This is a genomic window from Bergeyella cardium (genome assembly GCF_003614945.1).
Taxonomy (GTDB): Bacteria; Bacteroidota; Bacteroidia; order Flavobacteriales; family Weeksellaceae; genus Bergeyella_A; species Bergeyella_A cardium.
The window spans coordinates 1777124-1803319 of the sequence record NZ_QYCZ01000001.1; the positions used below are offsets into that span (position 1 = coordinate 1777124).

Annotated in this window: 23 protein-coding genes; 12 read left to right on the forward strand and 11 right to left on the reverse strand. The window is 40.7% G+C overall.

Annotation, left to right across the window (positions count from 1 at the left end):
- Positions 1-314: 314 nt before the first annotated feature.
- The gene (locus tag D8991_RS08025) at positions 315-2189 is read right to left on the reverse strand and encodes an ABC-F family ATP-binding cassette domain-containing protein (protein ID WP_120489606.1); all 1875 of its coding nucleotides are present in this window, start codon (positions 2187-2189) and stop codon (positions 315-317) included.
- 111 nt (positions 2190-2300) lie between these two features.
- On the opposite strand from D8991_RS08025, the gene D8991_RS08030 reads away from it, so the two are divergent.
- From D8991_RS08030 to kdsA, 4 genes are all read left to right on the forward strand, one after another.
- A complete protein-coding gene (locus tag D8991_RS08030; RefSeq protein WP_120489743.1) occupies positions 2301-3656 on the forward strand; it encodes a chloride channel protein in 1356 nt (451 codons plus the stop codon).
- 367 nt (positions 3657-4023) lie between these two features.
- A complete protein-coding gene (locus D8991_RS08035; RefSeq protein WP_120489607.1) occupies positions 4024-7527 on the forward strand; it encodes a glycosyltransferase family 117 protein in 3504 nt (1167 codons plus the stop codon).
- On the forward strand, positions 7527-9017 hold the full coding sequence (locus D8991_RS08040) for an LTA synthase family protein (protein WP_120489608.1): 1491 nt from the start codon (positions 7527-7529) through the stop codon (positions 9015-9017). The genes D8991_RS08035 and D8991_RS08040 overlap by 1 nt, the downstream gene beginning before the upstream one ends.
- A 272-nt stretch (positions 9018-9289) precedes the next feature.
- Entirely contained in the window at positions 9290-10099 is an 810-nt protein-coding gene (gene kdsA, locus D8991_RS08045; protein ID WP_120489609.1) for a 3-deoxy-8-phosphooctulonate synthase, read from the forward strand.
- 119 nt (positions 10100-10218) lie between these two features.
- On the opposite strand, the gene D8991_RS08050 is transcribed toward kdsA, so the two are convergent.
- On the reverse strand, positions 10219-10995 hold the full coding sequence (locus tag D8991_RS08050; RefSeq protein WP_120489610.1) for a DUF4476 domain-containing protein: 777 nt from the start codon (positions 10993-10995) through the stop codon (positions 10219-10221).
- Positions 10996-11138: 143 nt separating this feature from the next.
- Between D8991_RS08050 and D8991_RS08055 the strand changes: the two genes are divergently transcribed.
- The 3 genes from D8991_RS08055 to gldC are packed head-to-tail and all read left to right on the forward strand — an operon-like array spanning position 11139 to position 14754.
- The gene (locus tag D8991_RS08055; RefSeq protein WP_120489611.1) at positions 11139-13367 is read left to right on the forward strand and encodes a TonB-dependent receptor plug domain-containing protein; all 2229 of its coding nucleotides are present in this window, start codon (positions 11139-11141) and stop codon (positions 13365-13367) included.
- A gap of 49 nt (positions 13368-13416) precedes the next feature.
- Positions 13417-14394 carry a gliding motility lipoprotein GldB gene (gene gldB / locus D8991_RS08060; RefSeq protein ID WP_120489744.1) on the forward strand — a complete coding sequence of 326 codons (978 nt, stop codon included), beginning with the start codon at positions 13417-13419 and terminating at the stop codon, positions 14392-14394.
- Between the two features lie 30 nt (positions 14395-14424).
- Entirely contained in the window at positions 14425-14754 is a 330-nt protein-coding gene (gldC, locus tag D8991_RS08065) for a gliding motility protein GldC (RefSeq protein WP_120489612.1), read from the forward strand.
- A 59-nt stretch (positions 14755-14813) separates the two neighbouring features.
- On the opposite strand, the gene mutY is transcribed toward gldC, so the two are convergent.
- On the reverse strand, positions 14814-15866 hold the full coding sequence (gene mutY, locus D8991_RS08070; protein ID WP_120489613.1) for an A/G-specific adenine glycosylase: 1053 nt from the start codon (positions 15864-15866) through the stop codon (positions 14814-14816).
- A 47-nt stretch (positions 15867-15913) separates the two neighbouring features.
- Between mutY and D8991_RS08075 the strand changes: the two genes are divergently transcribed.
- Together D8991_RS08075 and D8991_RS08080 are read left to right on the forward strand one after the other, a co-directional pair.
- Complete coding sequence (locus D8991_RS08075) at positions 15914-16204, forward strand: HU family DNA-binding protein (RefSeq protein ID WP_120489614.1); 291 nt, start codon at positions 15914-15916, stop codon at positions 16202-16204.
- A 221-nt stretch (positions 16205-16425) separates the two neighbouring features.
- Entirely contained in the window at positions 16426-17982 is a 1557-nt protein-coding gene (locus D8991_RS08080; protein WP_120489615.1) for an Rne/Rng family ribonuclease, read from the forward strand.
- Between the two features lie 61 nt (positions 17983-18043).
- Here D8991_RS08080 and D8991_RS08085 read toward each other — a convergent pair whose 3' ends face one another.
- Positions 18044-18544, reverse strand: coding sequence for a thioredoxin family protein (locus tag D8991_RS08085; RefSeq protein WP_120489616.1), 501 nt, complete (start codon positions 18542-18544; stop codon positions 18044-18046).
- Positions 18545-18637: 93 nt separating this feature from the next.
- Positions 18638-19180, reverse strand: a complete 543-nt coding sequence (locus D8991_RS08090; RefSeq protein ID WP_120489617.1) for a DUF3575 domain-containing protein — start codon at positions 19178-19180, stop codon at positions 18638-18640.
- Positions 19181-19585: 405 nt separating this feature from the next.
- Here D8991_RS08090 and D8991_RS08095 point away from each other — a divergent pair, with 405 nt between their 5' ends.
- Positions 19586-21238 carry a peptide MFS transporter gene (locus tag D8991_RS08095; protein WP_120489618.1) on the forward strand — a complete coding sequence of 551 codons (1653 nt, stop codon included), beginning with the start codon at positions 19586-19588 and terminating at the stop codon, positions 21236-21238.
- 62 nt (positions 21239-21300) lie between these two features.
- On the opposite strand, the gene D8991_RS08100 is transcribed toward D8991_RS08095, so the two are convergent.
- Positions 21301-21555, reverse strand: coding sequence for a hypothetical protein (locus tag D8991_RS08100; RefSeq protein ID WP_120489619.1), 255 nt, complete (start codon positions 21553-21555; stop codon positions 21301-21303).
- Between the two features lie 45 nt (positions 21556-21600).
- Entirely contained in the window at positions 21601-21819 is a 219-nt protein-coding gene (locus tag D8991_RS08105) for a hypothetical protein (protein ID WP_120489620.1), read from the reverse strand.
- Between the two features lie 178 nt (positions 21820-21997).
- Between D8991_RS08105 and D8991_RS08110 the strand changes: the two genes are divergently transcribed.
- Together D8991_RS08110 and D8991_RS08115 are read left to right on the forward strand one after the other, a co-directional pair.
- Positions 21998-23128, forward strand: a complete 1131-nt coding sequence (locus D8991_RS08110) for a hypothetical protein (RefSeq protein ID WP_120489621.1) — start codon at positions 21998-22000, stop codon at positions 23126-23128.
- Positions 23115-23702, forward strand: a complete 588-nt coding sequence (locus tag D8991_RS08115) for a hypothetical protein (RefSeq protein WP_120489622.1) — start codon at positions 23115-23117, stop codon at positions 23700-23702. The genes D8991_RS08110 and D8991_RS08115 overlap by 14 nt, the downstream gene beginning before the upstream one ends.
- Here the strand turns inward: D8991_RS08115 and D8991_RS08120 are convergent.
- The 4 genes from D8991_RS08120 to D8991_RS08135 all read right to left on the reverse strand — a co-directional run bounded on the left by D8991_RS08120 (position 23651) and on the right by D8991_RS08135 (position 26192).
- Positions 23651-24223 (reverse strand): 5-formyltetrahydrofolate cyclo-ligase, encoded by a 573-nt coding sequence (locus tag D8991_RS08120; RefSeq protein WP_120489623.1) that lies wholly within the window; start codon positions 24221-24223, stop codon positions 23651-23653. The genes D8991_RS08115 and D8991_RS08120 overlap by 52 nt on opposite strands.
- A gap of 4 nt (positions 24224-24227) precedes the next feature.
- A complete protein-coding gene (locus D8991_RS08125) occupies positions 24228-24458 on the reverse strand; it encodes a ferredoxin (protein ID WP_120489624.1) in 231 nt (76 codons plus the stop codon).
- Positions 24459-24473: 15 nt separating this feature from the next.
- The gene (locus tag D8991_RS08130) at positions 24474-25733 is read right to left on the reverse strand and encodes a peptidase U32 family protein (protein WP_120489625.1); all 1260 of its coding nucleotides are present in this window, start codon (positions 25731-25733) and stop codon (positions 24474-24476) included.
- A gap of 201 nt (positions 25734-25934) precedes the next feature.
- Positions 25935-26192: a TM2 domain-containing protein gene (locus tag D8991_RS08135; protein WP_120489626.1), complete on the reverse strand. Its 258-nt coding sequence runs from the start codon at positions 26190-26192 to the stop codon at positions 25935-25937.
- Between the last annotated feature and the right edge of the window lie 4 nt (positions 26193-26196).

The window sequence follows — 26196 nt, forward strand, 5'->3', positions numbered from 1 at the left end:
GAGGATTTTTCTTTTTCACACCCAATCCTCAAGGGCTTTACCAGAGACGAAAAAAGGGGCAAAGTAGAGCCTCTCCCCTCCCCTACTTTTAGAAAAAATCTTTCTTTTTTATGTAAAAAAAATTTCATAGTGATGATTTTTTTTTTCATCACTATGTTTTTGGAATTTCATCACTATGTTTTCCTAATTTCATAGTGATGAAATTTTTTTTCATCACTATGTTTTTTCGATTGGATACTGATGCTATTTTTTTCCTATTGGCATAAAGAAAAATCATCGACTGATGGGTGGTAATCTTTTATTCTTTATTCGTCTTATTCCTGCAATTCTAACCACCGCATTTCTGCCGTTTCTAATTTCTCAGATACCGCTTCTAAATCGGCAGAGAGCACTGATATTTTAGTATAATCGGTCTCATTATTTAGCTGCTGGAGGATAAGGTCTCTCTGCTTTTCGAGCTCGGGAATGTCCTTTTCTATCTGTTCCAGCTCTCGCTGTTCTTTAAAGGAGAGCTTTCTTTTTACGGCAGATATCTGAGGTTCGGGCTTTCTTTCATCAGGAGTTTTGCGCTCGGTCTGTGGCTCTGCTTTGGGCTTAGTCTGTGCCTTCATCTCTCTGTATTGGGAGAAGTTCCCTGTAAAATTTTTCACTTTACCCTCACCCTCAAATGCCAGTATGCGGTCTACAATCCTGTCCATAAAATAGCGGTCGTGAGAGACTATGATGAGGCAACCCTGAAAGTTGATAAGAAAATTCTCCAGCACGGTGAGTGTTGGGAGATCCAAATCGTTCGTAGGCTCATCAAAGATGAGGAAATTCGGGTTTTGGTAGAGTACAAACATCAGGTGTAGCCTGCGCTTCTCCCCTCCCGAGAGCTTGACGATGGGCGAATACTGAGTATAGTCATCAAAGAGGAAAAGCCTTAAAAACTGCGATGCAGAGATGGTTTTCCCATTTGCCAAAGGAAAGTTTTCAGAGATATTTCGGATGAAATCTATCACCCGCTCATCTTCATTATATGAAAGTCCCTTTTGGGAAAAATAGCCGAATCTAATGGTTTCGCCTGTTTCTATCTCTCCCCTGTCATAAGGCTCCAGTCCTTGAATAATATTGAGCAGGGTGGATTTTCCCGCTCCGTTCTTACCGACAATACCTACCTTCTCGCCCCGTTGGAACTGATAAGAGAAGTCCTTAAGCAGAACATTATCTCCGAAGCTCTTATCAATATGCTTGAGCTCCAGAATCTTTTTGCCTAATCTCTTCATCTCAAAGTCCAGCTCCAGAGATTGTTTCTTAGTATTGGTCTTCGCCACTTTCTCGGTTTCGTAAAAGGCATCTATACGGCTTTTAGACTTGGTCGTCCGTGCTTTTGGCTGCCTCCTCATCCACTCCAGCTCCTTACGGTAGAGGTTATTGGCTTTATCAATAGTAGCATTGAGGTTATCCTCACGAATCATTTTATTTTCAAGGTAGGTGGCATAACTCCCTTGGTGAGTGTAGAGGGTGTAATCCTCCATCTCCCAGATAATATCACAGACTGAATCGAGGAAATATCGGTCGTGGGTCACCAGCAGTAAAGTAAGTTTTGCCTTGTTCAGATAGTTCTCCAGCCACTCTACCATCTCTACATCCAGGTGGTTGGTCGGCTCATCCATAATAAGTAAAGTGTGCCTGTGCTCCGCTCGAGTCTCCGTAAGGAGCTTTGCCAGCGCGACCCTCTTGACCTGCCCACCAGAGAGCTGCCCCATCTTTGTTGAGAGCTCGGTTATTTTGAGCTGAGAGAGTATTTGCTTCATCTCATTTTCCAAGTCCCACGCCTTTTGGCTTTCCATTTCCGCAAGGGCGAGCTCCATCTCTCGGGGACTGTTAGACGCCAATGCTCGATGATAATTCCTAAGTGCTGCAATAGGTGGGGAGTCTAAACTCATCATAAACTCCTCTACGCTTAAGCTGGGGTCAAAGCTAATTTCTTGGTCAAACAACACCACTTGAATATCCTTATTAATGCTCACCTCACCCTCATCGGCAATTTCTTTACCCATTAAAATTTTGAGCAGAGTAGATTTCCCACTTCCATTCTTCGCTACAATAGCTATTTTATCCCCTTCATTGATATGAAAACTGATGTCTTTAAATAAGGTCTTTACACCATAGGATTTTGATAAATGCTCTGCCGAAATATAGTTCATCTGACCTGATTATTATTAATGAATCGCGAAAATACAAAATACCTTAAACTTCCTTTGGGTTTAGGGTGGGTATTTGGTGATTATTCTCAATGGCTTTATTATTTTTGCAGAATGAAAAAATGGGCAGAGCGCATAAGGGCAAAACTCAAATATTACTTTGACAGAAACTATAACGACAAGCTAAAGAAATCTGTACTACAGGCAATACCTTTCTGGGTAGGCTCAGTCATCACAGGGATTTTAGCGGTATTCTATGCAAAAGCATTCCATTGGGCAGAGGATTTTCTAAAAATGATTCTCGGCATTCATCCCCTCCTGATATTTATCCTTACGCCCGTGTGCTTCGTTGCCTCGTGGTGGCTCATTAAGCGCTTCTCTCCCTATGCAAAAGGCAGTGGCATTCCGCAGGTAATGGCATCCATAGACCTCGCCACACCTGCCAATGGTAAAAAGGTACACCGACTGCTCAACATCAAAGTTCTCATCATTAAAATCCTCTCGTCTATGCTAATGGTAATGGGTGGAGGTATCGTTGGGCGTGAAGGTCCTACCATTCAGATTGCAGGCTCCGTATTCACCACTATTAATAAATACTTGCCCAAATGGTGGGTAAAAATCTCTGAAAGAAATATGATTATGACGGGTGCTGCCGCAGGGCTATCCGCAGCGTTTAATACACCCTTGGGAGGAATCGTCTTCGCTATTGAAGAGCTTGCCAAAACCCATATTAAGTACTTTAAAACCGCTCTCTTCACAGCGGTAATCATTGCTGGGCTCACCTCTCAAACCCTCGCAGGGAGCTATCTCTACCTCGGCTATCCTAAGACGCAAAACATTACCCTTTTCGTAATGCTACCTGTCATTCTCGTTTCTGGGATTTCAGGGCTCCTCGCCAGCCAGTTCTCTATCTACATCCTCAAACTCAGCCGATGGAAAGAAGACAAACTTAAAAGCACCCGCTCAAACATCCTCTTTCTCATCCTTTCTGCTCTTGTGATTGCCTCTATATCTTATTTTCTCAGCTCAGATATATTAGGCTCGGGTAAAGGTCTGATAGAAGATGTTCTCTTCTCCGAACAGAAACAAAAAGCCTGGTACACCCCTTTTATACGAATGATAGGCTGTGCTCTTTCCTTCACTTCTGGTGCTGCAGGGGGGATATTTGCTCCTGCCCTCAGTATCGGTGCAAGCATAGGTGCGGTATTCTCTGACCTTATCCACCTCTCTCCTGCCGAAACCAATGTGGTGATACTCTCTGGGATGGTCGCTTTCCTCACGGGGATTACCCGTGCACCCTTTACCTCTGCCATTATCGTATTGGAGATGACCGACAGGCATTCCCTCATCTTCCATCTGATGCTCGCAGGAATTATCTCCTCTGTAGTCTCCCTACTCATTAGCCGACACTCCCTCTACGAATACATAAAAATGGGGTTTATAAAAAAGGCAATAAGCAATAAGCAGTAGGCTGTGGGGGGGGGAAGTTTGTGGTAAGTGCCTCACCCGCTAAGGTGTGCTCTCAAGTTGTTGTAGGATAGCACCTCCCTCAATAGGGAGTCTATTACGAGCGTAATAGAGTGTCTATCCTTACCGTAATAGAGTGTCTATTACGAGCGTAATAGGATGTCTATTCTTATAATGATAGATAGTCTATCCTTCTCAAGATAGAAAGCGCTTATAATAAGAGGCTGATAGCAGTTGGCTCTTGGCTGCTGGCTTTTGGCTGTTAGCTTAATGGGTGCGTGGTTATCTTGTCCTAAGTGTGCCCCACCGGCTACGGTGTATTTATTTTTAAAACCTTACTTTTGGGGGCGAAAAAAGATTTTGTTGTTTTATGGATAACCAAACTTTCAAAAAGTGGAATACGATTACAGGGTGGGTAGTTTTTGGAATTTCCCTCCTTACTTATCTCTCTACGATAGAGCCTAATTTCAGCTTTTGGGACTGTGGGGAGTATATTTCCTCAGCAGTGAAACTCGAAGTAACCCACGCCCCTGGTGCCGCACTCTTTCAGTTGGTAGGTGCAGTGATGGGGATATTTGCATTGGGGAATGGGGAGTATTATTCATTGGTTATTAATGCAACTTCAGCACTGTTTAGTGCTTTTACGATACTCTTCCTGTTTTGGACGATTACCCATTTGGTGAGGAATATCTTTATCAAATCTAATGGCGAAGCGACTGAAAGCAGCGATATCGCTGTGCTTTTTGCAGGAGTTATCGGAGCACTGAGCTTTACCTTTTCAGATACCTTTTGGTTTTCGGCAGTGGAGGGCGAGGTCTATGCTATGGCATCAATGTTTATCGCATTACTGCTGTGGCTCATCGTAAAATGGGAGCGGGAGTTTGATACCCCACACCATCAGCGGTGGCTGATACTTATCTCTTTTATCATAGGGCTTTCGGTAGGGGTACATATGATGTGTATGCTGGCAATACCTGCGATATGCCTTATATTTTATGCTAAGAAATATGAATTTAGCTGGAAGTCTTTCCTCATCGCAAATGGGGTTACGCTATTGATATTAGCCCTTGTCTTTAAGTTTATATTCCCATTGATTATGTCTTTATTTGGGAAGACGGAAATCTTTGCAGTCAATGGCTTGGGACTGCCTTTCAACTCGGGAACAGCGATTGCCTTTATTATCTTGGTGATGCTTTGCCTTATTGGATTAAAGGTTGCCATCCAATCAAAGAAAAGCCTGAACCAAACGATAGCACTCTCGGTTATCTTTATGATTATCGGTTTCTTGTGCTGGCTGGTCATCCCCATCAGAGCGAATGCTAACCCACCAATGAACCTCAACAACCCCAATACTGCTATTGGGATGCTGGACTATTACAACCGTGAGCAATACGGCGACTGGCCTACGATATACGGACAAAACTACACCGCACAGCTCGATAACTACGGCATAGAACGAAACGATGACGGAAGCTATAAAACCGTAAAAGATGATGGACTCTTGAAGTTTGGAGATGTCTATGAGCCCGACTATACCACAGGCGAGTACCGAAAGGTAGGCGAGCGGTTTAATTATGTATATGCTAAAGCCCACACCAGCTTTATGCCCCGTATGTTTAATGAAAGTGATGATGTAATGAGTAACTACATCTCTATGTACGGAGCTCCTGATTTTGAATTTAATTTTGATAATCCTTATATAACAGAAAGCCCGGAGGCAGAACAGGCATTTGATGAGCTTAGAGCAAAATACGAAGATGGGAGCATAACCCTTGATGACTATCTGGAAGTAAAGAAATATAATCTTATTAAGGTAAAAAAGCCTTCCTTCTGGCAGAACTTCGATTACTTTATCAGCTTTCAGAATGGGTATTATAACTTTCGATATCTTTTGTGGAACTTCGCAGGAAGGCAGAATGATTTAGAAGGGCATATGGAAAACACCAAAGGAAACTGGATTTCGGGCTTCTCTTTCATTGATAATCTTCTGCTGGGCAACCAAGAGGATATGCCAAAGATGTACTCTAATGAGAGTACCGTGAAATTCTACTTCCTACCGCTTATCTTAGGATTTATAGGCTTCTATTTCCAAGTGAAAAGAGACTTCGGGAGGTTCTACGCCCTACTCTCACTCTTCGTACTAACAAGTGTGGGGATTATCTTCTACACAGGAGTAAAACCCTTTGAACCGAGAGAGAGAGACTATGCAATGGTAGGCTCTTTCTACGCCTTTGCAATTTGGATAGGTCTGGGAGCTGGGGCTATTTTAAACCTTATCCAGAGGAAGTTTAATAAGAACTCATCCGTCATTTTAACGGGTGTGGTACTGCTCTTTATCCCAATGATGATGGGCTTCCAGAACTATACGCCACACGACAGAAGCAAAAGATATGCAGCGTATGACTATGCCTATTCGGTATTAAAATCATTGAATAAAGACAACATTATTTTTGTCTATGGAGATAATGATACCTACCCACTTTGGGCTATACAAGAAACCGAAGGCTTCCGAGATGATGTAAAGGTGGTTAATTTCACCCTTGCGCAGACCCCTTGGTACCTTGACCAGATTAAAAGGCGAACCTATAACTCAATGCCAGTGCCTTCGTCATTAAAGCACGAGGATTACAGAGACGGGACAAATGACCAGATTCTGGTTTTCTCAAAAGAAAGATGGAAAAACTTCTTCGACAACCTTGAAGAAAATGGCTTCCACAAAGATGCTTTCCCAAGTCTTAGAAAATATGCTACGATGGATTCTATCTCGGTGAAAGATGCCTTGAGATTCCTCAAAATTAAATCTGCGGAGAAAGACGAGATACTTAAATTCTACTTTGGAGATACCAGATACGAGAGATTTAACTTCATCCCTTGTAATAAAATGTACATTCCTGTAAATAAATCAAACGCGATAAAGGCAGGAATCATTCGCAAGGAAGATTTGCCCAATACAGTGGATAATCTTGTGATTACCTACAAGCCACAAACGATGTTTAAAAACGGACTTATGCTGATGGATATCCTCGCTCATTTTGACTGGAAACGAACGATTAATTTCTCCTCTGGAGGGATTTATGAAGATGAAAATATCTTCTTCTTAAATGATTACTTACAGTTCGATGGCTTCTCCTATCGCCTCGTACCGATACAAACAAAGGAAAAGGAGTCTGGCGAGATGGGAAGAGTAGTGGCAGACGACCTCTACCGCATTGTGAAGAACTATCGCTGGGGGAATTTCAAGGATTTGAGTGTGCATTTTGATGAAACCTGTACCTCCAACATCGTAAGCTACAGGAGCTCTGCCAGCCGGGCTGCCGATGCACTCGCAAGCAAAGGGCAAAAGGCAAAAGCAGTGGAAATACTCGATCTTGCCAATAGGGAAATCCCTGTGAGCAAGTATAACGACCCTCGTTCTTTGAGTTCCATAGTCTATGGTTATATTATTTCTGGTCAAGAAGGGAAAGGGCTAAAGCTGGCAGAAAGCCTGAAAGGAGAAATCTTTAAGGAATATGATTATTATGCAGGTCTGTCTGCCTATGAGCAGAAGTTTGCAGGGAAAACCCTCCGCTCGAAGCCATTTGAGTACTCATTAGTCGTGGGTGCCGTAGTAGATGCCTATAAAAAGATGGGGAAAGAGGATAAAGGCTATCAATACCTTGTGAAATCCATAGAGCCGATAGACAAGAGGTATGAAAACTTTATAAAAGACCTTGAGCAGATGGGCAAAGAGAAAGCGATGAGAGAGGCGGACAATATACAGAAGATTGCGCCTTTCTACCAGTTCTTGTTTGAGGTAATGAAGCCGTATGACTCTACCTACCAAGAGGAAAAACTGAACCAAATAACCAACCAGATAATGAAAGTAACGCAATAATGAAACAGAAACTATCGGTACTCGCAGTAGTCTTCGTCGTTCTGATAAAGTTGCCATTTCTACTGACACACCACATACAGGAAGATGCCTTCATCACTTGGAGAGTAGCTCAGAACCTGCTCGATTATGGTGTGATAGGCTTTAATGGTGATACGAAAATCTCGGCATCTACTACCCACTTGTATGTATTCGTATCTTACTTGTTTAATTTGATATTGGGGAAGGAGAATTTCATTTACCCAATTCTTATTTTTAATTCTACACTCTTCACAATAGGTTCTTACCTGCTGGCGAAGATGCTCCTCGAGAGTGAAAAGCAAAGGGCATTATTCATTTTGATATTCGGGATGCTGCCTCCTTCTATCAAGGTATCGATTCTTGGGATGGAATATGGGATTCTCTTCTTCCTTGAGATGAGTTTGCTGTACTACGGCTTCTATAAGGCGAGAAACTGGGCGCTAATCGTACTGCCGCCGCTTATTCTCTTTACGCGGATAGACACGGTGATATTCCTGGGGATTATATTCGTTGCTGATGTGTTATGGAGGAAGAAAATCAAGTGGTGGTTTGTGCTCGGAGGAGTGATAGGAGTAGGCGCGGCATTATCCTTCAACCTTCTTTACTTTGATGAGGTTATAAACAACACGATAAAGGCGAAAAGCTTGGCGTATGAGAAGAGCCTGAGCTTTAATGAGCACTTGCACTTGTTTTGGATCAACCTCGGGAACTTCTGGGGGATGCTGAAGCTGCCGATGAGCATTAACCCATTCACGATATTGGTTCTCGCATTTGAACTTTTGTGCTTCATCTACCTCATCAGAGAGAGGAAAGAGAGGAATTTCTTCATCATTGCATTGTTTTCGTTCGGATGGGTGAAGCAGGTGGTGTTCCTCTCGCAGAGGAGCTATTTCGATTGGTATTATTGGGTTCCGCAGGTGTTACTTTTCGTTCCCGTATTGATATTTGTGATTGAACAAAAGGTAAAAAGAGGGCTGTGGGTGGCGAGTTTGAGTGTATTCTACATCTTGCCGATGCTCCTCTTCCAAATGATACACTCCGTAGCGACGGGGAACGGTGAATGGAACTACCGAAGAGGCATCGGGCTGTACTTAAAGGGGTACGAGACGGACAAAGAGGAGTGGATATTCTTAGAACCCGCAGGATTTGTGCCGTATTTCTCTGGCCTGAGGACGATAGACGAGGTGGGGCTGGTGGATAAGGAGGTGCAGGAGGAAATCATCAATGACCGAGAGAACTATAAGTATAACACGATACGAAAACGAGAGCCAAAATACATTTTATCTTATACCGACCTGAATGAAGAGCCCCACGCAGACTTCTACAAGGAACATTACAGGCTGCTGAGGAAGTTCCGAATAAAAGAACACCTGAGCAGTGAGAACAAATGGCTTGAAAAAATCTATCAGCTGAAGCCCTCAGGGACGGATTATAACCTGTATGAGAGAAAATCGGCAGGCAGTAGGCAGTAAGCTGTAGGCCGCAGGCTTGAGGCGATGAGTAGCAGGGCGAATGTGATGGGCGGAGAGCCGTTATTTATTATTCATCGGAGGAAATTAATGCCCGCTATTGTGTGGGCATTTATTCATTAAATAAAATCAATTAGATTTGAAAGATTTTGGGGTATGCATTAAATAAAAATCATTAGAAGAAAAGTATTTTGCTATATTTATTGAAGAAAATTCATTAGACGCGATAGACAATACGAGATTCATTAAGTAAAATCAATTAAAAATAATATATTATGCTATTAACAGTGGATAAAATGAAGCACACGGACTCGAAAAACTTCTTCCTGATAGCGGGACCTTGTGCGATCGAGAATGAAGAGACAGCTTTTGAGATTGCAGAGCGGGTGCTGGAGCTCTCGAACCGATACAAAATACCGTATATCTTTAAGGGCTCATTTAAAAAGGCAAACCGCTCAAGGATAGACTCTTTTACGGGCATAGGGGATGAGAGGGCGCTGGAGATTATCAGACGAATCGGGGATAAATATGACCTGCCGACGACGACAGACATACACGAGGTGGCCAATGCTGAACTGGCAGCGGAGTATGTAGATGTGCTACAGATACCAGCCTTTCTCGTGAGGCAGACAGACCTTGTGGCAGCAGCAGCAAAGACAGGGAAAACCGTTACACTGAAGAAGGGGCAGTTCCTTTCGCCAGAAGCAATGCAGTTTGCCGTACAAAAAGTGAAAGATTCTGGTAATAACAAGGTAGGAATTATTGAGCGGGGGAACTCATTCGGTTATACCGACCTTATTGTGGATTTCCGTGGGATTCCAGTGATGCAAAACTATGCGCCAACGATACTTGACATAACGCATTCTCTACAGCAGCCCAACCAATCCAGTGGGATAACGGGTGGAAAGCCTGAGCTGATAGAAACAATAGCCAAAGCAGGAGTAGCAGTAGGTGTAGATGGCCTCTTTATAGAAACCCACCCTGAGCCATCCGTAGCGAAATCAGATGGAGCGAATATGCTGAAGCTCGATTTGCTCGAGCCACTGCTCGAAAAGCTTGTGCGGATACGAGAGGCAGTAAGCTAATGGCATTAAAGTACATTAAAAACTGTCTTACCCCATAAAAATTAGCCCTGTGCTTTTGGAGTGCAGGGCTAAAAAATTTAATATATAAAATTTACAATTATGAGCCTTGAGATTTGGGGCTATCTTTTGCGAATTTGGGTGAGGAAATGGGTGAAGCGCTCTTTGCCGCTCTCGAAGGAGAAAGTCTCGCGGAGCTTGTAGTAATTCTGCGGATCGGCAACGAGAGCGTAAGCCTCTTTGGCGAGGGTGAGCTTGGAATCATCAAAGGAGAGGTCGGACATTAGCATAGCGATTTGGTCGGTAGTGAAGGAGGTAACATCGCGCTGCATTTGGAAGAAGCTGAGCTTTTCTCTATCGAACATTTCTTTTTTGTAGAGGGTGAAGAAGTGCTCAAATTCGGAGTTTTTCATCCTGCCGATGCCGCCGTAGTATCCGTTCCAGAAATCATTCCACTGGCTACCGTAGTAGGCTTGGTTGGCGGTTCTTAAATCGAGATCTTCGAGGAGGAAGAGGCCTTTTCGGGAGAAGAAATCGAAGACCATACGGTGATTATTTCTCGGGCGAAGGCTTACTTGGTAGAGGACGATGCCGGAATAGGAGATGGTGAGCTGCTGAGGGCGAGCGGAGAGGTCGAAAAACCGAAAAACGCCATTGGAATTGGTAATCTGCTGATCGCCGACGCTTACGGTAAACCTGCCGACTTCGGGGATTCTTACGAAGACTTCGGCATAGCCATAGTCGTACGGCATAAACCATCTGTAATTTTCTTTTGGCATTAGCTCGATGCGTTCGGAGGATCGGTTTTCGTTTTTAAAGAGCTTACCCGCAGAACCGATTTCCTGAGAAAAGCCTAAAAAAGATACACACGCAAATAAAAGTATAAAGGACTTTTTCATTTTATTAAAATTTGAACGGGTATTAGCGAGTATTATGCCAAAAAAATGAAAGGAGCAAAGCTCGGTGTGATAAATTTTCTATCTGTGGGGTATTTGTTTATATTTGTCTCCACTAAAAAAGGAGTATATTTACCCCAAAGACAATGAGAAAAGTATCTGGATTTATTATAGCCTTAGTGCCGCTGTTTTGCCTTGCACAAAAAGACTCTACGGAGATTAGAGAAAAAAGGATAAAGGAAGTGGTATTCCAAAAGAAAACGAGATTTACGAAACCAACAGACCTGACCGCTGTAAAAGTATCTGCAAGCGATGTAAAAGCAGTATCTACGCTATCGGGAGGAGTGGAAGGAATACTGAAAACCCACCCAAGTGTGAACTCTAACACCGAACTCTCGTCTCAATATATGGTAAGAGGAGGGAATTATGATGAAAACTTGATTTACATTAATGATATAGAGATTTATCGCCCTTTTTTGATAAGAAATTCTCAGCAGGAAGGGATGAGTATCATTAACCCTGATATGGTAGATGTGGTGAGCTTCTCGGCAGGAGGTTTTGAAGCGAAATATGGAGATAAAATGTCTTCTGCACTTAATATCTACTACCGCCAACCAACGAAAAATGAGCTCAGCGGAGAGGCAAGCCTCATCGGAGGAAGACTAACGACAGCACTTGCTACGAAGAACAAAAAGCTATCGGCAATAGTTTCGGCAAGGTACAGGAATACCAATCTTGTCCTCAACACTCTGAATGAAGATACTGACTTTAACCCTCAATATGCCGACCTGCAAGGCTATATTAACTATGATATCAGCGATAAAATAAGGCTTTCCTTCCTCGGATTCTACTCTCAAAATAAATATGAGATGATTCCCAGACAAAAGACAGTGGAATTTGGGACAATATACCAACCCATACAGGTCTCAATAGGATATTCTGGAAAAGAAAAAGATGAATACAGGAATATGATGGGAGTACTCTCCCTTAACTATAAACCCCACAAAAAGTGGAATATCATCCTCGATAACTTTGCCTACCAAAACAGAGAGCGAGAGTATTACCATATCTCATCTGGCTATAAAATACAGACCTTTGACCCAAATACAGGAATCCCTATACCGAACTACGACCTCGGTGGACAAATAGAACACGCGAGAAACGACCTTTTCGTAAGGACTTTTGGCTCCCAGCTAAGAGCGAGATTCTCACCAAGCGTAAATACCGATATAGAAACAGGCATCAAATACGAGAAAGAGGAGATACAAGACCTTACCAATGAATGGCGGTTTGTAGATTATCAAGGCTACTCTACCCCACCGAGTAGTACAATACCAGGAGTGCTGAACGGCGACCCACTGAAAATGAATTACCACATCTGGGGAAATAATAAAGTAAGCCCAAGCAGAATATCAGCATACGCACAGCTCTCTCATAAATTCTTCTGGGGAGAGAATAAAGTATTCATCAATGCAGGGGTAAGAGCACAGCAATGGAGCTTTAATAAAGAGACACTCATAAGCCCGAGAATCCAGCTGGCACTGAAACCAGACTGGGAAAGCGATATTCTTTTCAGACTGGCAGGAGGAGTGTATTATCAGGCACCTTTCTACAAGGAAATAAAGAACCTTAGTGGAGATTTTAACGAGAAAATAAAAGCACAAAGGTCTTATCAGCTCATACTGGGGAATGATTATGAATTCAGTATGGTCAGCCGCCCCTTTAAACTCACAACCGAAGTCTATTATAAGAAAATGGACAGGCTTATACCTTATTATATAGACAATGTACGCACCCGATACGGTGGAGAAAACAATGCAAAAGGCTATTCTTATGGTATAGATGCAAGGCTATTCGGGCAATTTGTGCCTGGAGTAGATTCATTTATCTCTGCAAGCTACGCAAGGGTATTCGAGAATATCAACAACAAAGGCTATATCCCCAGACCCACCGACCAGAGATTCAGATTCTCTATGTTTTACCAAGATTATATGCCGAAATTCCCAAGTATGAAAGTAAGCCTGACATTAGTCTATGCCAGCGGACTGCCCACAGGAACGCCAGTACAACTCAACACCGATGGACAGCCCGACTACACCTCTGCCTACAGCTACCAGAGAACCCTGCCCGCATACAAGAGAGTGGATATAGGCCTTACAAAAGTATTTATAGACCAAAAAGACTTTAAAGCAAAGAATAGATTTTGGAATCACTTTAAGGAGCTGAGCCTCGGGGTGCAGATATTTAATGCATTTAATATCAATAATACCGTAGCCAACCAATGGATTTCCGATGTGAATTCTAACAGCATCTATGCCGTACCCGTAAGGCTTACAGGGAGGTTCTTTAATCTAAAATTAGAATTCAAACTCTGATAAACCGAAAAATACTATTTTTGCCAGCCTATTTTGGATTTTAAGAATGATGAATTTTCAGCGAATTATATTGATTTCCCTTGCTCTTAGTACCCTAGCAGTCTCCTGCAAAAAGGAAGAAGCAAACCGCTGGCAAGTAGAAATAAAAGAACCCTCAGCAAAAGTGGAAATTATAGATATATCTAAGGAATACTATAATACCGAGATTCCATTAGAGGAGTTTAAGGCGAAATACCCTTGGTTTCAAGGGACAGTACCCGATGCTGAGTATGAAGAACGAAGGCAAGATAAAGAAGAAGCAAAAATCTATGAAGATGCAATATCCAAACTCAATATTCAAAAGCTGTCCAAAGACCTTGCGGGGCTTTTTAGCCATATAAAATATTACTTCCCAGACTTTAAACAGCCAAAGGTATTTTTGTATTCATCGGCTCTGCAAAGCGCTACAAACCCGATAGCTTACATCCCTGCTGAAAACCTGCTCTTTATAGATATATCAGGCTTTATGGGTAAAGATAATGCTCACTACAAAGGATTAGAACTCTACTTCCAGAAGTCTATGAACCCGAGTAATCTGCTCTCAAAAATTTCGTATGCTTTTGCGGAGTATTTTGTGCCTTATTCGCCAAACGACAGGACATTCATCAGCAGGATGATTTATGAAGGAAAGCTCCTGACGCTACAAGATGCCTTCTTACCCAATGAACCCGATTACCTGAAAATGAATTATACGCAGGAGCAATACGACTGGTGCTCTACCTATGAAAATAATATCTGGAACTTCTTTGTGGAAAACGACTTGGTTTTCAGTGATGACCAAAGGCTCAGTGAGAGGTTTATAGCCCCCGCTCCATTTTCAAAATTCTATACCGAGATAGATAATGAGTCCTCACCACAAGTAGGCACATTTATCGGTTGGGAAATATGCAGAGCTTTTTTAAAGGCAAAACCTGACATCAGCCTTCAAGATTTCCTGAAAATAAAAGGCGAAGAGATATTTAAAGAATCCAAGTATAATGGAAAATAGAAAATAAGTGAATTTTAAAAAAGAGATATAATGAGAAAAACGAATATTACCGTAGAAGTAGAGCTTGACGAGAACCACATCCCTGAAAAGATGGCTTGGTACGCACAAGATGGTGGAATAGACAAGCAACCAACAAAAGCAGCAATGATTTCCGTATGGGACGATGAAAAAATGGAAGCCCTACGCCTTGACCTCTGGACAAAAGATATGCAGGTAGAGCATATGAAACGCTTCTATCATCAAATACTTCTCTCTCTTGCAGATACCTACGAAAGAGCAACCAATGAAGAAGACACCGCAATCTGGATGAGAGGCATCGCTGAAGAATTTGCACTCAAATCTGCTATTAAGCAACTGTAGAGCGTGCATCATAGAAAGAAATTATACTTTCCTGATAAAAAGGGAGCTCAATAACTCCCTCAATGGAAAGATGCCTCACCAACTGCGCTGTGTTTTATATAGTTTTCTAATGGTTTTGGGAAAGACTTGCTCTGAGACTCCTCAAAAGAGGAAATAATAAAATCACCCTCACTGGCAAAGTCCTCAAAAAGATTTTGATGAGGCAGATTTACGGTGTATATATCTATATTTAAGTTTCTATGGGTGAGTTTATACTTCACATTTGTGTGCTTAGCGATATACTGCTCCCAATCCTCTGGCACAGAAACGGGAAATTCATAGAGATTCTTCCAGATAAAGTCAGTTCCCCTCCTGCGAATAAGGAATTTATCCTCAAACGACACAAAATAATAGGTTAAGGACAAGTCTTTAACCTCTGTTTTTTTCTTTTTTACGGGAAACAGATTCGTTTTTCCAGTAGAGAATGCCAAGCAATCCTCATTCACAGGGCAAATAATACACACAGGATTCTTAGGCTTGCAAATCTCTGAACCGAGATCCATCATCGCTTGGTTAAAATCTCCCGTACGGTTTTCAGGGATAATTTTCATTGATATTTCTGAGAAATACTGAAAGGCGGTGGACTTAGAAATATCATAATCATCAGCAAAAAGACGAGAAATCACTCGGTAAAAGTTACCATCTATGGCAGGATAATCCCCCCCGAAGCAAATACTGGAAACTGCCGCTGCGGTATACTTCCCAATACCTTTAAGTTTGAGTATATCTCGGTACTCTGAAGGAAATTCGCCATTAAACTCCTCTACGATTTGCTTTGCTGCTTTGTGGATATTCATCGCTCTGGAATAATACCCAAGCCCCTTCCAGTGGAGCAAGACATCATCAGTAGAAGCATCGGCAAGGCTTTTTATATCTGGGAATCTTTCGATAAAATTAAGGTAATGAGACATTCCCTGAGCGATTCTTGTTTGCTGAAAAACAACCTCGCAAATCCAGATTTTATAAGGATTTTTCGTTTTCCTGAAAGGCAAATCTCTACCATAAACCGAGTACCAATCTAATAGCTTCCTACCAATGTTAAGAAAATCAGGGTTTTGTTTGTATGTTTCCAAAAATAAATATTATATTTGCAGTCCAAAATTAAAAATAAAATTAGGAAATGACAAAGGCAGAATTAGTAGCCGCAATTTCAAGCAAATTGGGGACTGAAAAAAACGAAACACAGAGAATAGTTGAAGCGTTTATGCAAGAAATCAGAGCTTCTCTATATAATGGAAACAATGTGTACCTAAGAGGTTTCGGTTCTTTCATCGTAAAGACCAGAGCAGCTAAAACAGGTAGAAATATCTCTAAAAACATAGCGATTGAAATCCCGGCGCACAACATTCCAGCTTTCAAACCAGCGAAAACATTTGTAGAGAAAGTAAAAACAAAAGTCCCTGTGAAGTAATTGAGTTAACTGAGTATTAATAATAAATAATTGTAAATTATGCCAAGCGGAAAGAAAAGAAAAAGACACAAGGTAGCGACGCACAAAAGAAAAAAAAGAAGAAGAGCTAACAGACACAAGAAAAAATAAGTGCTCTTTATTTGATAGCATAATATAGTTAATGATAATTTTATCATTGACTATATTTATTTATGTATAATTTTTAATTTCCAGTAAGTAAGATGAAAAAAGAACTCATCGTATCTCACGAAGACGGACACACAAAAATAGCCCTACTAGAAGATGGTAGACTCTTTGAACTACACGAAGAGCAGGGCAAAAATAAGTTCGTAGTAGGAGATTTATTTCTGGGAAGGATAAGGAAATTGGCACCGAACCTCAATTCGGCTTTCGTCAATATAGGATACGAAAAAGATGCTTTCTTGCATTATCAGGATTTGGGACCTGATTATTTGAGCTTTAAAAAGTATATCAACGATATTTTTTCTAAAAGGCAAAACACTTCCAGCCTTAAAAACTTTGAAATCCAAAAAGAAATAGACAAACACGGTACGGTAGACAAAGTCCTTTCAAAAGACGATATCGTCCTCCTTCAAATTACCAAAGAACCTATTTCTACCAAAGGTCCACGGATTTCTACTCAAATCTCCATTACAGGCAGATTTATGGTACTCATCCCTTTTGATGATAAAATCTCAATATCAAAAAAAATCAAGAACTCTGAGGAGAAACACAGGCTCAGAACTTTAATCGAGAGTATTAAACCCGAAGGCTTCGGAGTAATCATCAGAACCGTAGCAGAAAATAAGAAAGCTGCTGACCTCCATAATGATATGTACTCACTCATCTCCAAGTGGGAAAATGTATTTAAAAACATACAAAGGCATAAAGTACCATCAAAAGTCCTTAGTGAAGATGATTTAGCATCGTCTATCTTGAGGGACAACTTCAACCAAGATTTCGTAAATATCATTTGCGATGATGAAAAAATGGTTGATGATATGAAAAATTATCTGGAAGTCATTGCTCCTGAAAGGAAAAACATCGTTCAGTTTTATGACTCTCATATTCCCCTCACGGAGTATTACAATGTAGAGAAGCAGCTCAAGCAGAGCTTTGGGAAGCATGTAAACATCCCTGGTTCCAAAGGAGCCTATTTGGTTATTGAACACACAGAAGCCCTCCATGTAATCGATGTGAACTCTGGGCACAATGTAGTCTCTGGCACTACTAATAGGGAACATGCCCTCACTGTAAATAAAATAGCGGCTACAGAAATCGCACGCCAGCTAAGACTCAGAGATATGGGAGGCATTATTGTGATTGATTTTATAGATATGCCCCTCCCCGAACAACGAAGACAGCTCTACGACCACTTCCGCGAAGAGATGAAGCGGGACAAGGCGAAGCATAAAATACTCCCACCAAGTAAATTCGGGCTCATACAAATGACCAGACAAAGAGTGCGCCCAGAGATTAATATTAAAACACAGGAAGAAAATCCAAATGCAGGTGGGGAGATTATAGCACCTATTGTCATTATAGAGCGAATAGAAGAGAGTATAAAAAACATCATCCAAACCGAGAGAGGGAAACTCTTTCTCCATGTACATCCCTTTGTAGAAGCCTATCTTACAAAAGGTGTAAAAAGTACACGAGTAGATTGGTTTTTAAAATACAAAAAATGGGTATCCATCATTCCGAGAGACTCGTTCAAATACTTAGAATTTAGGCTCTACAACAGCAAGAAAGAAGAACTTTTCAGTTATTCTAATTAATTTTATCCTATCCCTTAATCAAAAAAATCCCCATTGCAAAGCCGCAGTGGGGGTTCTCTTTCTATTCATTTCCCGTTTGGACAAGTATCCTCAGCGTTTTCTCTAATTCCTTTGCCCGCACAAAGCCATTAAGACGATACACCTCCTCGTTCTTCGAGTTGATGAAAACCATCTGCGGATACACCCGCTCCTCATCTCCAAGCAGCAAATCCACAAGCTGATGCTCCCCCGCCCCCCTTCCCCTTGGGCGATATTTGAGGATTTTCCCCGCAAACTGAACTTCATCCTTGCTCTCCGCATCAAAGCTGACGAAGTAGAAATTCTCATTGAGCAGCGCCTCCACCGTTTTGTTTCTAAAAGTAGTCCTCTGCATCGCTTTGCAGTACTGGCACCAGTCCGTATGCAGAAAAACGACCGTAATTCTCCTCTGCTCTTGGTTCAATCGCTCTATATCACTCAGATTATAGGACTTAAGCTGAGAAAAACAATCATTAGCCCCCCCAAAAAAGAATAAAATTATTCCAATAAAGACTGTTTTCAGTGGTTTTTGTTTGAACTTCATCGTTATTTTTATTGGCAAAGCTATCAAAAAAATGGATTACAGCATTTGCCATAATCCATTTTAACTATTGTTTAATTAAATAAATCTATCTAATTAGAAAGAGTAACCCAGTGCTACTCCGAATGAAGGAAGTACACCTCCTCCTTTCAAATCTAAAGTTTGGCTATTCGTATCACCGCTATAGCTAAATGAGGAATAAGTAAATCCTAAACTTAAGTCTAAAGTAAATCCACTATCCCAAATCCATTGGTAACCACCTCTTGCTCCAAGACCAAAAGCATTAAAGTCGCTTTTTGCTTCTTGAACAGGTCCTCCAAAGAAATTAGGAGTCTCTAACTTTACACTCCCTCCTTGGTAGAATACAATCCCTAAACCGTACCAGCCTCTAAGAGCCTCCTCAAAGTAGTATCTGTATGCAAGGTTAGCTCCAAAGCTGCTATACTTAGCCCCTCCGAATTTAAAACCACCTAAACCAAGACCTCCACCCACAGATGAATGCTCTCCGATAGCTCTTTCATAATTTACCAAGTCTGTTCCCCCTAAAAGAGCAAACGGATTAGCCTTGACCGAATTCTTCTGTTGTGCGCTTAGTGCTCCAAAAGCTGCTAACGCACCCACTAATAAAACTTTTCTCATTTCTATATAATATATAAATTCTATAATATTTTTCTTATCACAAATAGTATTTTCATTAATTCATCACAAATAGAGGCCTTTATAAAAATTTTCAAGCCTTATCCATAAAGAAAAACAATACTTTCGTTCTTAAAATTGCGCGAATATATAAAAACTTTATGATAAAATTAACTTAATTCAATATGATTTTTAACATATCTATTGCCGATTAATAAAAAAAAGTATTTTTGGGAGGCAAAAGCGTTTTCACCATCGCAAATGAGGCAAATGAGTTTTGTTTGATGCAATCTGTGCACGCAGACAGATGATTTTTAATCTTCATCATTCAATCCCTTAATACATCTGCCATCAATTAATAAAAAAAAAAGTATTTTTGGGAGGCTTAACAAAAAAAATATTTTTTATATGATGAAACATCCTAAAGGTTTGCCGTTTCTCTTCTTTACAGAGATGTGGGAGCGGTTTGGTTACTATCTCATCCTCGGGATTTTTGTGCTGTATATGATAGACCCGACCGACAAAGGAGGTCTGGCGATCCCCGACAAGGCTGCAGACGATATCTTCGGGACTTTTATTGCCCTCACCTACCTTACGCCCTTCCTCGGTGGGTTCTTGGCAGATAGAGTTTTGGGCTATACCAAAGCGATCTACATCGGTGGTGCGCTGATGGGGCTTGGGTACATCAGCCTCGGGCTCTCACAGGAGCTGCCAATGTTCTACCTCTCTATGGCGCTGATTATTCTGGGTAATGGCTTCTTCAAACCGAGCATCTCGACGCTTCTCGGCAACCTCTACACCGAAGAGCCCTACAAGAAATACAAAGACGCGGGCTATAATATCTTCTATATGGGGATCAATTTCGGTGCGTTTATCTGCAACATTATCGCGGCGTTTATGCGGAATAAATTCGGCTGGAGCGAGGCATTCATCACCGCTGGCGTAGGGATGTATGTGGGGCTCATCGTGTTTAGTTTTGGGCTAAAACACATAAGACACGCCAATGTTTTGAAGCCAAAACAAGAGGGCGATATTGGTTTGGGAAGCATCATTATGAAGGTTTTCGTACCTGCAATTGCGATAGGCGTATTGGGGTGGATGATTCCTGGGAATTTGTTTGGTAGCGACTCTACCGATGCCTTTATCTTCGCCTGCCTGCCTATCGTAGGCTTTTACTTGAACCTCTACTTCCGCTCGAATAAAGAGGACAAGCGATCCATAGGTGCGCTGCTCGCGATTTTTGCTGTGGGGATAATGTTCTGGGCAGTGTTTAAGCAGAATGGAACTGCCCTCACCCGATGGGCGAAATATTACACCGACAGGAGCGTACCGAAGAGCTTGGAACGGCCGCTGGAGAGCATCTATCTCGTAGAGGTAAAGGAATACAAGGATCAGGAAGTTCCCGTGTATGATGAGCAGTTCCGCGCCCAAAAAGATGAGAACAAAAACGATATAAAGGAAACAGGAAAAGATGTTTATTTTAAAAATATAGGTCGTGAGCAGCGTGCCCAGCTTGAAAAATCACCCGAACCGAAACTCTTTCTCTACAACCCCGAGCTGTTTCAGTCGATCAACCCATTTTGGGTCATCGCCCTTACGCCAGTGGTGGTCGGTTTTTTCTCATTGCTCAGAAAAAAGGGCAAAGAACCCACTACGGCGAGTAAAATCATCTTGGGGATATTCATTTCGTCGCTCTCCTGCCTTGTGATGTACTTTGCGGTAGTGGCGAGTGGCAACGGGGAGGTAAAAGTCTCACCGCTTTGGCTTGTAGCGTCTTACGGAGTAATTACGATTGGAGAGCTCTGCCTCTCGCCTATGGGGCTTTCGCTTGTCTCCAAGCTCTCACCACCGAGGATTACGGCGCTTATGATGGGCGGGAACTTCCTTGCGGTGTCTATCGGGAACAAACTCTCTGGGATACTCGCAAGTATGTGGTATGACTACGAAGATAAAGCGAATTTCTTTTTGGTAAATTTTGCACTGCTGATCGTAGCCTTTATTATAGGGCTCTCCATACTCAAAAGCCTGAATAAAATTATGCGGGAGAAAGATTCTGAGTAGGTTGCAAACAAAAAAAGGAAGGATTTAGAAATCCTTCCTTTAATTTTAATCTACTTACAAAATTATTTTGCAGCAGCTTCACCTTCAGCTGGAGCAGCAGCTTCACCTTGAGCTGGAGCAGCAGCCTCTTCAGCAGGAGCAGCTTCTTCAGCAGGAGCAGCCTCCTCAGCAGGAGCAGCTTCTTCAGTAGCTGGAGCTTCTTCTTCAACAACTACTTCAGTAGAATCAACATTTGCATCAGCGTCAGCAGATGCCTCTTTTTTGCAAGCTACAAGAGCTAGAGCAGCTACAGCTGCTACGAATAATGACTTTTTCATAATATAAAAAATATTTAAAAATTAAAAAATTACTTTCTTTACTAATTAGTGAGCTGCTTTGTGAGCCTCCTCTTCTAATTCTTGCTCTGCCTCTGCTTTTAGAGAATCTGATACCTCAGGTGCTTCTTTCTGCATAAGCATCATATCCTCTGTGGATAAAGAATCTTGTGCTTCGGCGGTTACATCCTCGTATATAAAGGCTTCTTTTTTGCAAGCCACAAGAGCAAAACCCGCAAGAGCTACTATAAATAATGACTTCTTCATCATTCCTAATTTGAGCTTTAAAATATTCTGCGTCTTCTCTGTTCCTCAATTGAACGAAGCAAAAGTATTATACTTAGGTAGTGTTGCCCATAAAAAATAATTGTAATACATTTGCAAATGTTGATTTACAAATAAAGACACTTACAAATCAATAATTTAATTATATTTTATAAAATCAGTGGATTTAGAGTTTTTACATTTTGAGCAATTAAAAAAGGAAATTCAGGCTCAATATTTAAAGAACCACACCCCTTCATACGATGATATTTCTAAATGGAAGGGGATTGATATTATATACTTCCAAGAGGATTTAAGGAAGATTGCAAAGGGCAATATAAGTGAAAAATCTTTCTATACATATTTCAAAAGCACCACAATAAACAAGTTGCCAAGAATAGATATGCTAAATCTACTGTCTCTGTATGCGGGATATGCCTCCTGGTTTGAGTTTAAAAAACAACACAAAGAGACAGAAGGCTTTATCGAAGAGGTTCAGAACCGTAGTAAAAACAAAACAGAAAACACAGCAATAACCTCCCCAAAACAAGAGCAAAAAGCACCAAATACTCCAGAAAAAAATCTTATCCAAGAATCTGTTTTACAAAAATCAGATATTGAAAACCAAAGAAATAACCAAAAAGAGAGCTTAACCCAACATAGAAATAAAAGACACAGAGCAAAAGAATATGCTTGGATAGGGCTTTCCGTAATATTAGCTGTATGTGCTACCCTTTTAGGGTTTAAAGATTTAATCTTTGGAAGAACTTTTACTTACTGCTTTACAGATGCTGACAGAAGTTCTGGCGTGCTCTCTACTATTGAAGTAAAGGTCTTTAAACAAGATGAATCTCCTCTTATATACAAAATAAAGCCTGGAGACTGTTTTATATATCATACAAAAGATAAAAATTTAGTTATGGAAATAACTTCTCCTTTTTATGAAAATCTAAAAGTAACAAGGAATTTAGAAAATGCCCCAAAAGAGGAGAATATAGACCTAAAACCTGATGATTATAAGTTTGCTTTCTATTATTTTTCGCGGAAAGACATCTCTGGAAATACAGCAGAAGACCTCATCAGCCAAAAAAGAAAGGAACTTGAAAACAGAATTAGCGATGATGCCATTATAAAACAGATATATGACAGTGATATTTATGGTGTAGAAACCATCAGCAAGGAGAAATATATAACGCTGGTAACTACGCCAACAACCTCGCTTAAAAACCTTAATCTATTAGAAATGAAAAGAAACGAAAAAGGAAAAATCATTTCTATCAAATTTAAAATTACTGACAATGAAAAGAATTAATCATATAATATCAATCTTTGCTATTGGAATAATTTTTCTGTCTTCCTGCTCTAAAAAATTAGACAAGGTAAGCGATTTGGACATCCTTCGCTCCAATACCAACACTAAAAGCTATCCAGCAGTGCAGATGGATAGCGCACAAGCAATTAATTCTATCACCAAACAAAAAGTGCAGGAAATCATTGACCTTTCTGCCTTATACCTTGAAGGAAATCAAGATACACAAATAGATTCTGCTATTTTCAAGCAAATGCAGGCTTATTTCTATCAGCCTGATTCATTAACCTTTAAGCCTTTATTCAAAGAATTGCAAGACCATAGAGTAAAATCTGCAAAAGTAAATCACCTCGAAGTATTTAAAGATATACAAGACACTGATACACTGGATATGGCAAAATTCAGTGTAGAATATTTTGATAGAAATAACAGGAGAATTGGTGAGTTTAATAGAAGTGCTCAGTATATTCTTGTAACACCCAACAAAGAGAGTAAAGAATTTAAATTTTTCTTTCTTAAGTTTTATCAGGACCTCTTACCGAAGAATGACAGTATACCTGAAGGAGAAACGAGATAATCCACAGGAACATCTGTGGAAAAAACATCATCTATGCTCTCAAGCGGAGGGAAATAGCTCAGCCCTACTTTTAGGCAATCGGCATTTATCTTCTTGAAGAAAGCATCATAAAATCCCTTTCCATAACCTATCCTGTTTCCCTTCTCATCGCAGTATAAAAGAGGTGTAAGAACCATATCAAAATGACAAATATCCTCCTCGTTCTCCTTTGGCTCAAGGATATCCCATTTGTTTTTTTCTAAAAGGGTAGACGAAGTAAAAGGTATGGATAACAAACTATTTCCGGCAACCTTAGGGACAAATACATTAACCCCTATCTCCCAAAAATGGTTGATAAATAAAAAAGTATCTATCTCTTTAAACTTTTGAATGGGGAGAAAACAATGTAGGCTCTGCCCCTCTTTAAGACTAAATTCTGAAATAAAATTCTGAAATATCTGGTATGAAAGCTCCTTTACCTCATCATCCGACAGGGATTTTCTTCTATTAAGATAAATTTCTCTCAGCTCAGACTTAAGCATTTTTTTATATCTCTTTTACACTGATAATCTTTACAGGACAAGCTTTAGCAGCTTTATCACAAGGTTCAAAAGCATCTTGCAAAGGGGTTTTTACCGTATGAAAGCCTTTCTTCTCTACAGATTTTAAGAGGACTGATTTACCATCTTTTTTAGACATACGGAAATATTCAGGTGCAAACTCCGCACAGTAGTTGCACCCGATACATTTATCCCGCTGTAGTGTAATGATAACCATATTTATAGCCTTTGGTTATTTTACCATCTGCTCATTCTTCACAATCTTATAGAGCTTGTCGCTCGGTCTTACCCTAAAATCTGTTTTAAAGGTAATGACATCGCCCTTTACTGCTTTCTTATGGTCTGGTTTGGTATCTACCATCATATTTTCTACAACCAGCTCTTGGGAGCCCGTTGTAGGTCCTTGTACTAATATTTTATCGCCTTCATTAAGGTCAAAGGCTTCAATTAGAAACTCTGCAATATTAGATTTAGGGTAGAAGTGCTGCCCTTTACCGATATAAACTTTCTTTTGTGTAGCATTGGAACCTGGATTTGGAGACCACTCCCCAAGTTTCTGACCGAGATAATACCCAGACCAAAAGCCTCTGTTATACACTGTTTCTAATCTACTCATCCAGTCGGCTACCTTTTCTCTGGTATAGGTTCCGTCTGCTATGGAGTCTATCGCCTCGCGGTAGCATTTGGTTACAGTTGCCACATATTCTGGAGCTCTACCTCTACCTTCCAGCTTCAGTACTTTTACACCGGCATCCACTATTTGGTCGAGGAAATCTATCGTACAGAGGTCTTTCGGAGACATCATATACTCATTGTCCAGCTCTATTTCAAAGCCGCTTTCCTGATCTATCACCGTGTATTTCTTCCTGCAATTTTGCTTACAAGCCCCTCTGTTGGCAGATGAATTATGAGAATGCAAACTCAGATAACACTTACCAGAAACCGCCATACAAAGAGCTCCGTGACCGAATAGCTCTATCTCTACAAGGTTGCCCGAAGGACCTTTAATCTGATCTTTTTCTATTTGCTGGCAAATCTTCTTTACTTGGCTGATGCTCAGCTCTCGACTCATTACCATAGTATCGGCAAAGAGTGAATAAAACTTCACTGTTTCTATATTCGTGATATTAATCTGGGTAGAGATATGCACCTCCATACCGATTTGTCTTGCATAGGCTATTACCGCCTGATCCATTGCAATCACAGCGGTGAGTTCTGCTTCTTTCGCCTTATCCAAAAGTGTTTTGATGATGGAAAGGTCGTGGTCGTAGATAATTGTATTTAGGGTAAGATAGGTTCTCACTCCTTTTTCTTTACATCTTCTGCTTATTTCCTGTAAATCATCAATCGTAAAATTCATAGAGGCTCTTGCTCTCATATTGAGCTGCTCCACACCAAAGTATACTGAATCTGCTCCATTATCTAATGCTGCCTGCAATGAGATAAAATCACCCGCAGGAGACATTAATTCTATTTTCCCTGACTTTGTCATTTATTTTTCTAAAAATTTCGGCAAAGATAATCATTTTTACCTACCGCATAATGGCTGTAAGCGAGCCACATTAAACCATAAAAAGCCCCACTACTCTTGCAGTGGGGAAGATTTAATCTTATTAAAACTTTAAATTATGGAAATTTTTATCTTTAAATCAAAAAAAAAGCGAGAGTATTTATTTACTCTCGCTTTATCTTTTTAGAACCAAGGTTTTTGATTCACCTGATAAGTTTCTACGAATTCTTCATCAGATTTCATAAGATATATAACACCTTCTATAATAGACACTATACCAGAAGCCCCACAAGTAATAAGACCTACAACAAGCTGGATAATACCCTCTTTTTTATAACCTAAATAGAATTTGTGAACCCCTAAGTAACCAAGTAATATTGCTAAAACACCAGCTACTACTCTTTTACTTTCTTGACCGTTTGTTAAATTTTGCTCTGACATAAAA

What these genes read in the sequence shown, in the direction of transcription:
- D8991_RS08025 (WP_120489606.1), bottom strand. Translation starts at nt 2,189, where the DNA reads ATGAACTATATTTCGGCAGAGCATTTATCAAAATCCTATGGTGTAAAG.
- D8991_RS08030 (WP_120489743.1), top strand. Translation starts at nt 2,301, where the DNA reads ATGAAAAAATGGGCAGAGCGCATAAGGGCAAAACTCAAATATTACTTT.
- D8991_RS08035 (WP_120489607.1), top strand. Translation starts at nt 4,024, where the DNA reads ATGGATAACCAAACTTTCAAAAAGTGGAATACGATTACAGGGTGGGTA.
- D8991_RS08040 (WP_120489608.1), top strand. Translation starts at nt 7,527, where the DNA reads ATGAAACAGAAACTATCGGTACTCGCAGTAGTCTTCGTCGTTCTGATA.
- kdsA (WP_120489609.1), top strand. Translation starts at nt 9,290, where the DNA reads ATGCTATTAACAGTGGATAAAATGAAGCACACGGACTCGAAAAACTTC.
- D8991_RS08050 (WP_120489610.1), bottom strand. Translation starts at nt 10,995, where the DNA reads ATGAAAAAGTCCTTTATACTTTTATTTGCGTGTGTATCTTTTTTAGGC.
- D8991_RS08055 (WP_120489611.1), top strand. Translation starts at nt 11,139, where the DNA reads ATGAGAAAAGTATCTGGATTTATTATAGCCTTAGTGCCGCTGTTTTGC.
- gldB (WP_120489744.1), top strand. Translation starts at nt 13,417, where the DNA reads ATGAATTTTCAGCGAATTATATTGATTTCCCTTGCTCTTAGTACCCTA.
- gldC (WP_120489612.1), top strand. Translation starts at nt 14,425, where the DNA reads ATGAGAAAAACGAATATTACCGTAGAAGTAGAGCTTGACGAGAACCAC.
- D8991_RS08075 (WP_120489614.1), top strand. Translation starts at nt 15,914, where the DNA reads ATGACAAAGGCAGAATTAGTAGCCGCAATTTCAAGCAAATTGGGGACT.
- D8991_RS08080 (WP_120489615.1), top strand. Translation starts at nt 16,426, where the DNA reads ATGAAAAAAGAACTCATCGTATCTCACGAAGACGGACACACAAAAATA.
- D8991_RS08085 (WP_120489616.1), bottom strand. Translation starts at nt 18,544, where the DNA reads ATGAAGTTCAAACAAAAACCACTGAAAACAGTCTTTATTGGAATAATT.
- D8991_RS08090 (WP_120489617.1), bottom strand. Translation starts at nt 19,180, where the DNA reads ATGAGAAAAGTTTTATTAGTGGGTGCGTTAGCAGCTTTTGGAGCACTA.
- D8991_RS08095 (WP_120489618.1), top strand. Translation starts at nt 19,586, where the DNA reads ATGATGAAACATCCTAAAGGTTTGCCGTTTCTCTTCTTTACAGAGATG.
- D8991_RS08100 (WP_120489619.1), bottom strand. Translation starts at nt 21,555, where the DNA reads ATGAAAAAGTCATTATTCGTAGCAGCTGTAGCTGCTCTAGCTCTTGTA.
- D8991_RS08105 (WP_120489620.1), bottom strand. Translation starts at nt 21,819, where the DNA reads ATGAAGAAGTCATTATTTATAGTAGCTCTTGCGGGTTTTGCTCTTGTG.
- D8991_RS08115 (WP_120489622.1), top strand. Translation starts at nt 23,115, where the DNA reads ATGAAAAGAATTAATCATATAATATCAATCTTTGCTATTGGAATAATT.
- D8991_RS08120 (WP_120489623.1), bottom strand. Translation starts at nt 24,223, where the DNA reads ATGCTTAAGTCTGAGCTGAGAGAAATTTATCTTAATAGAAGAAAATCC.
- D8991_RS08125 (WP_120489624.1), bottom strand. Translation starts at nt 24,458, where the DNA reads ATGGTTATCATTACACTACAGCGGGATAAATGTATCGGGTGCAACTAC.
- D8991_RS08130 (WP_120489625.1), bottom strand. Translation starts at nt 25,733, where the DNA reads ATGACAAAGTCAGGGAAAATAGAATTAATGTCTCCTGCGGGTGATTTT.
- D8991_RS08135 (WP_120489626.1), bottom strand. Translation starts at nt 26,192, where the DNA reads ATGTCAGAGCAAAATTTAACAAACGGTCAAGAAAGTAAAAGAGTAGTA.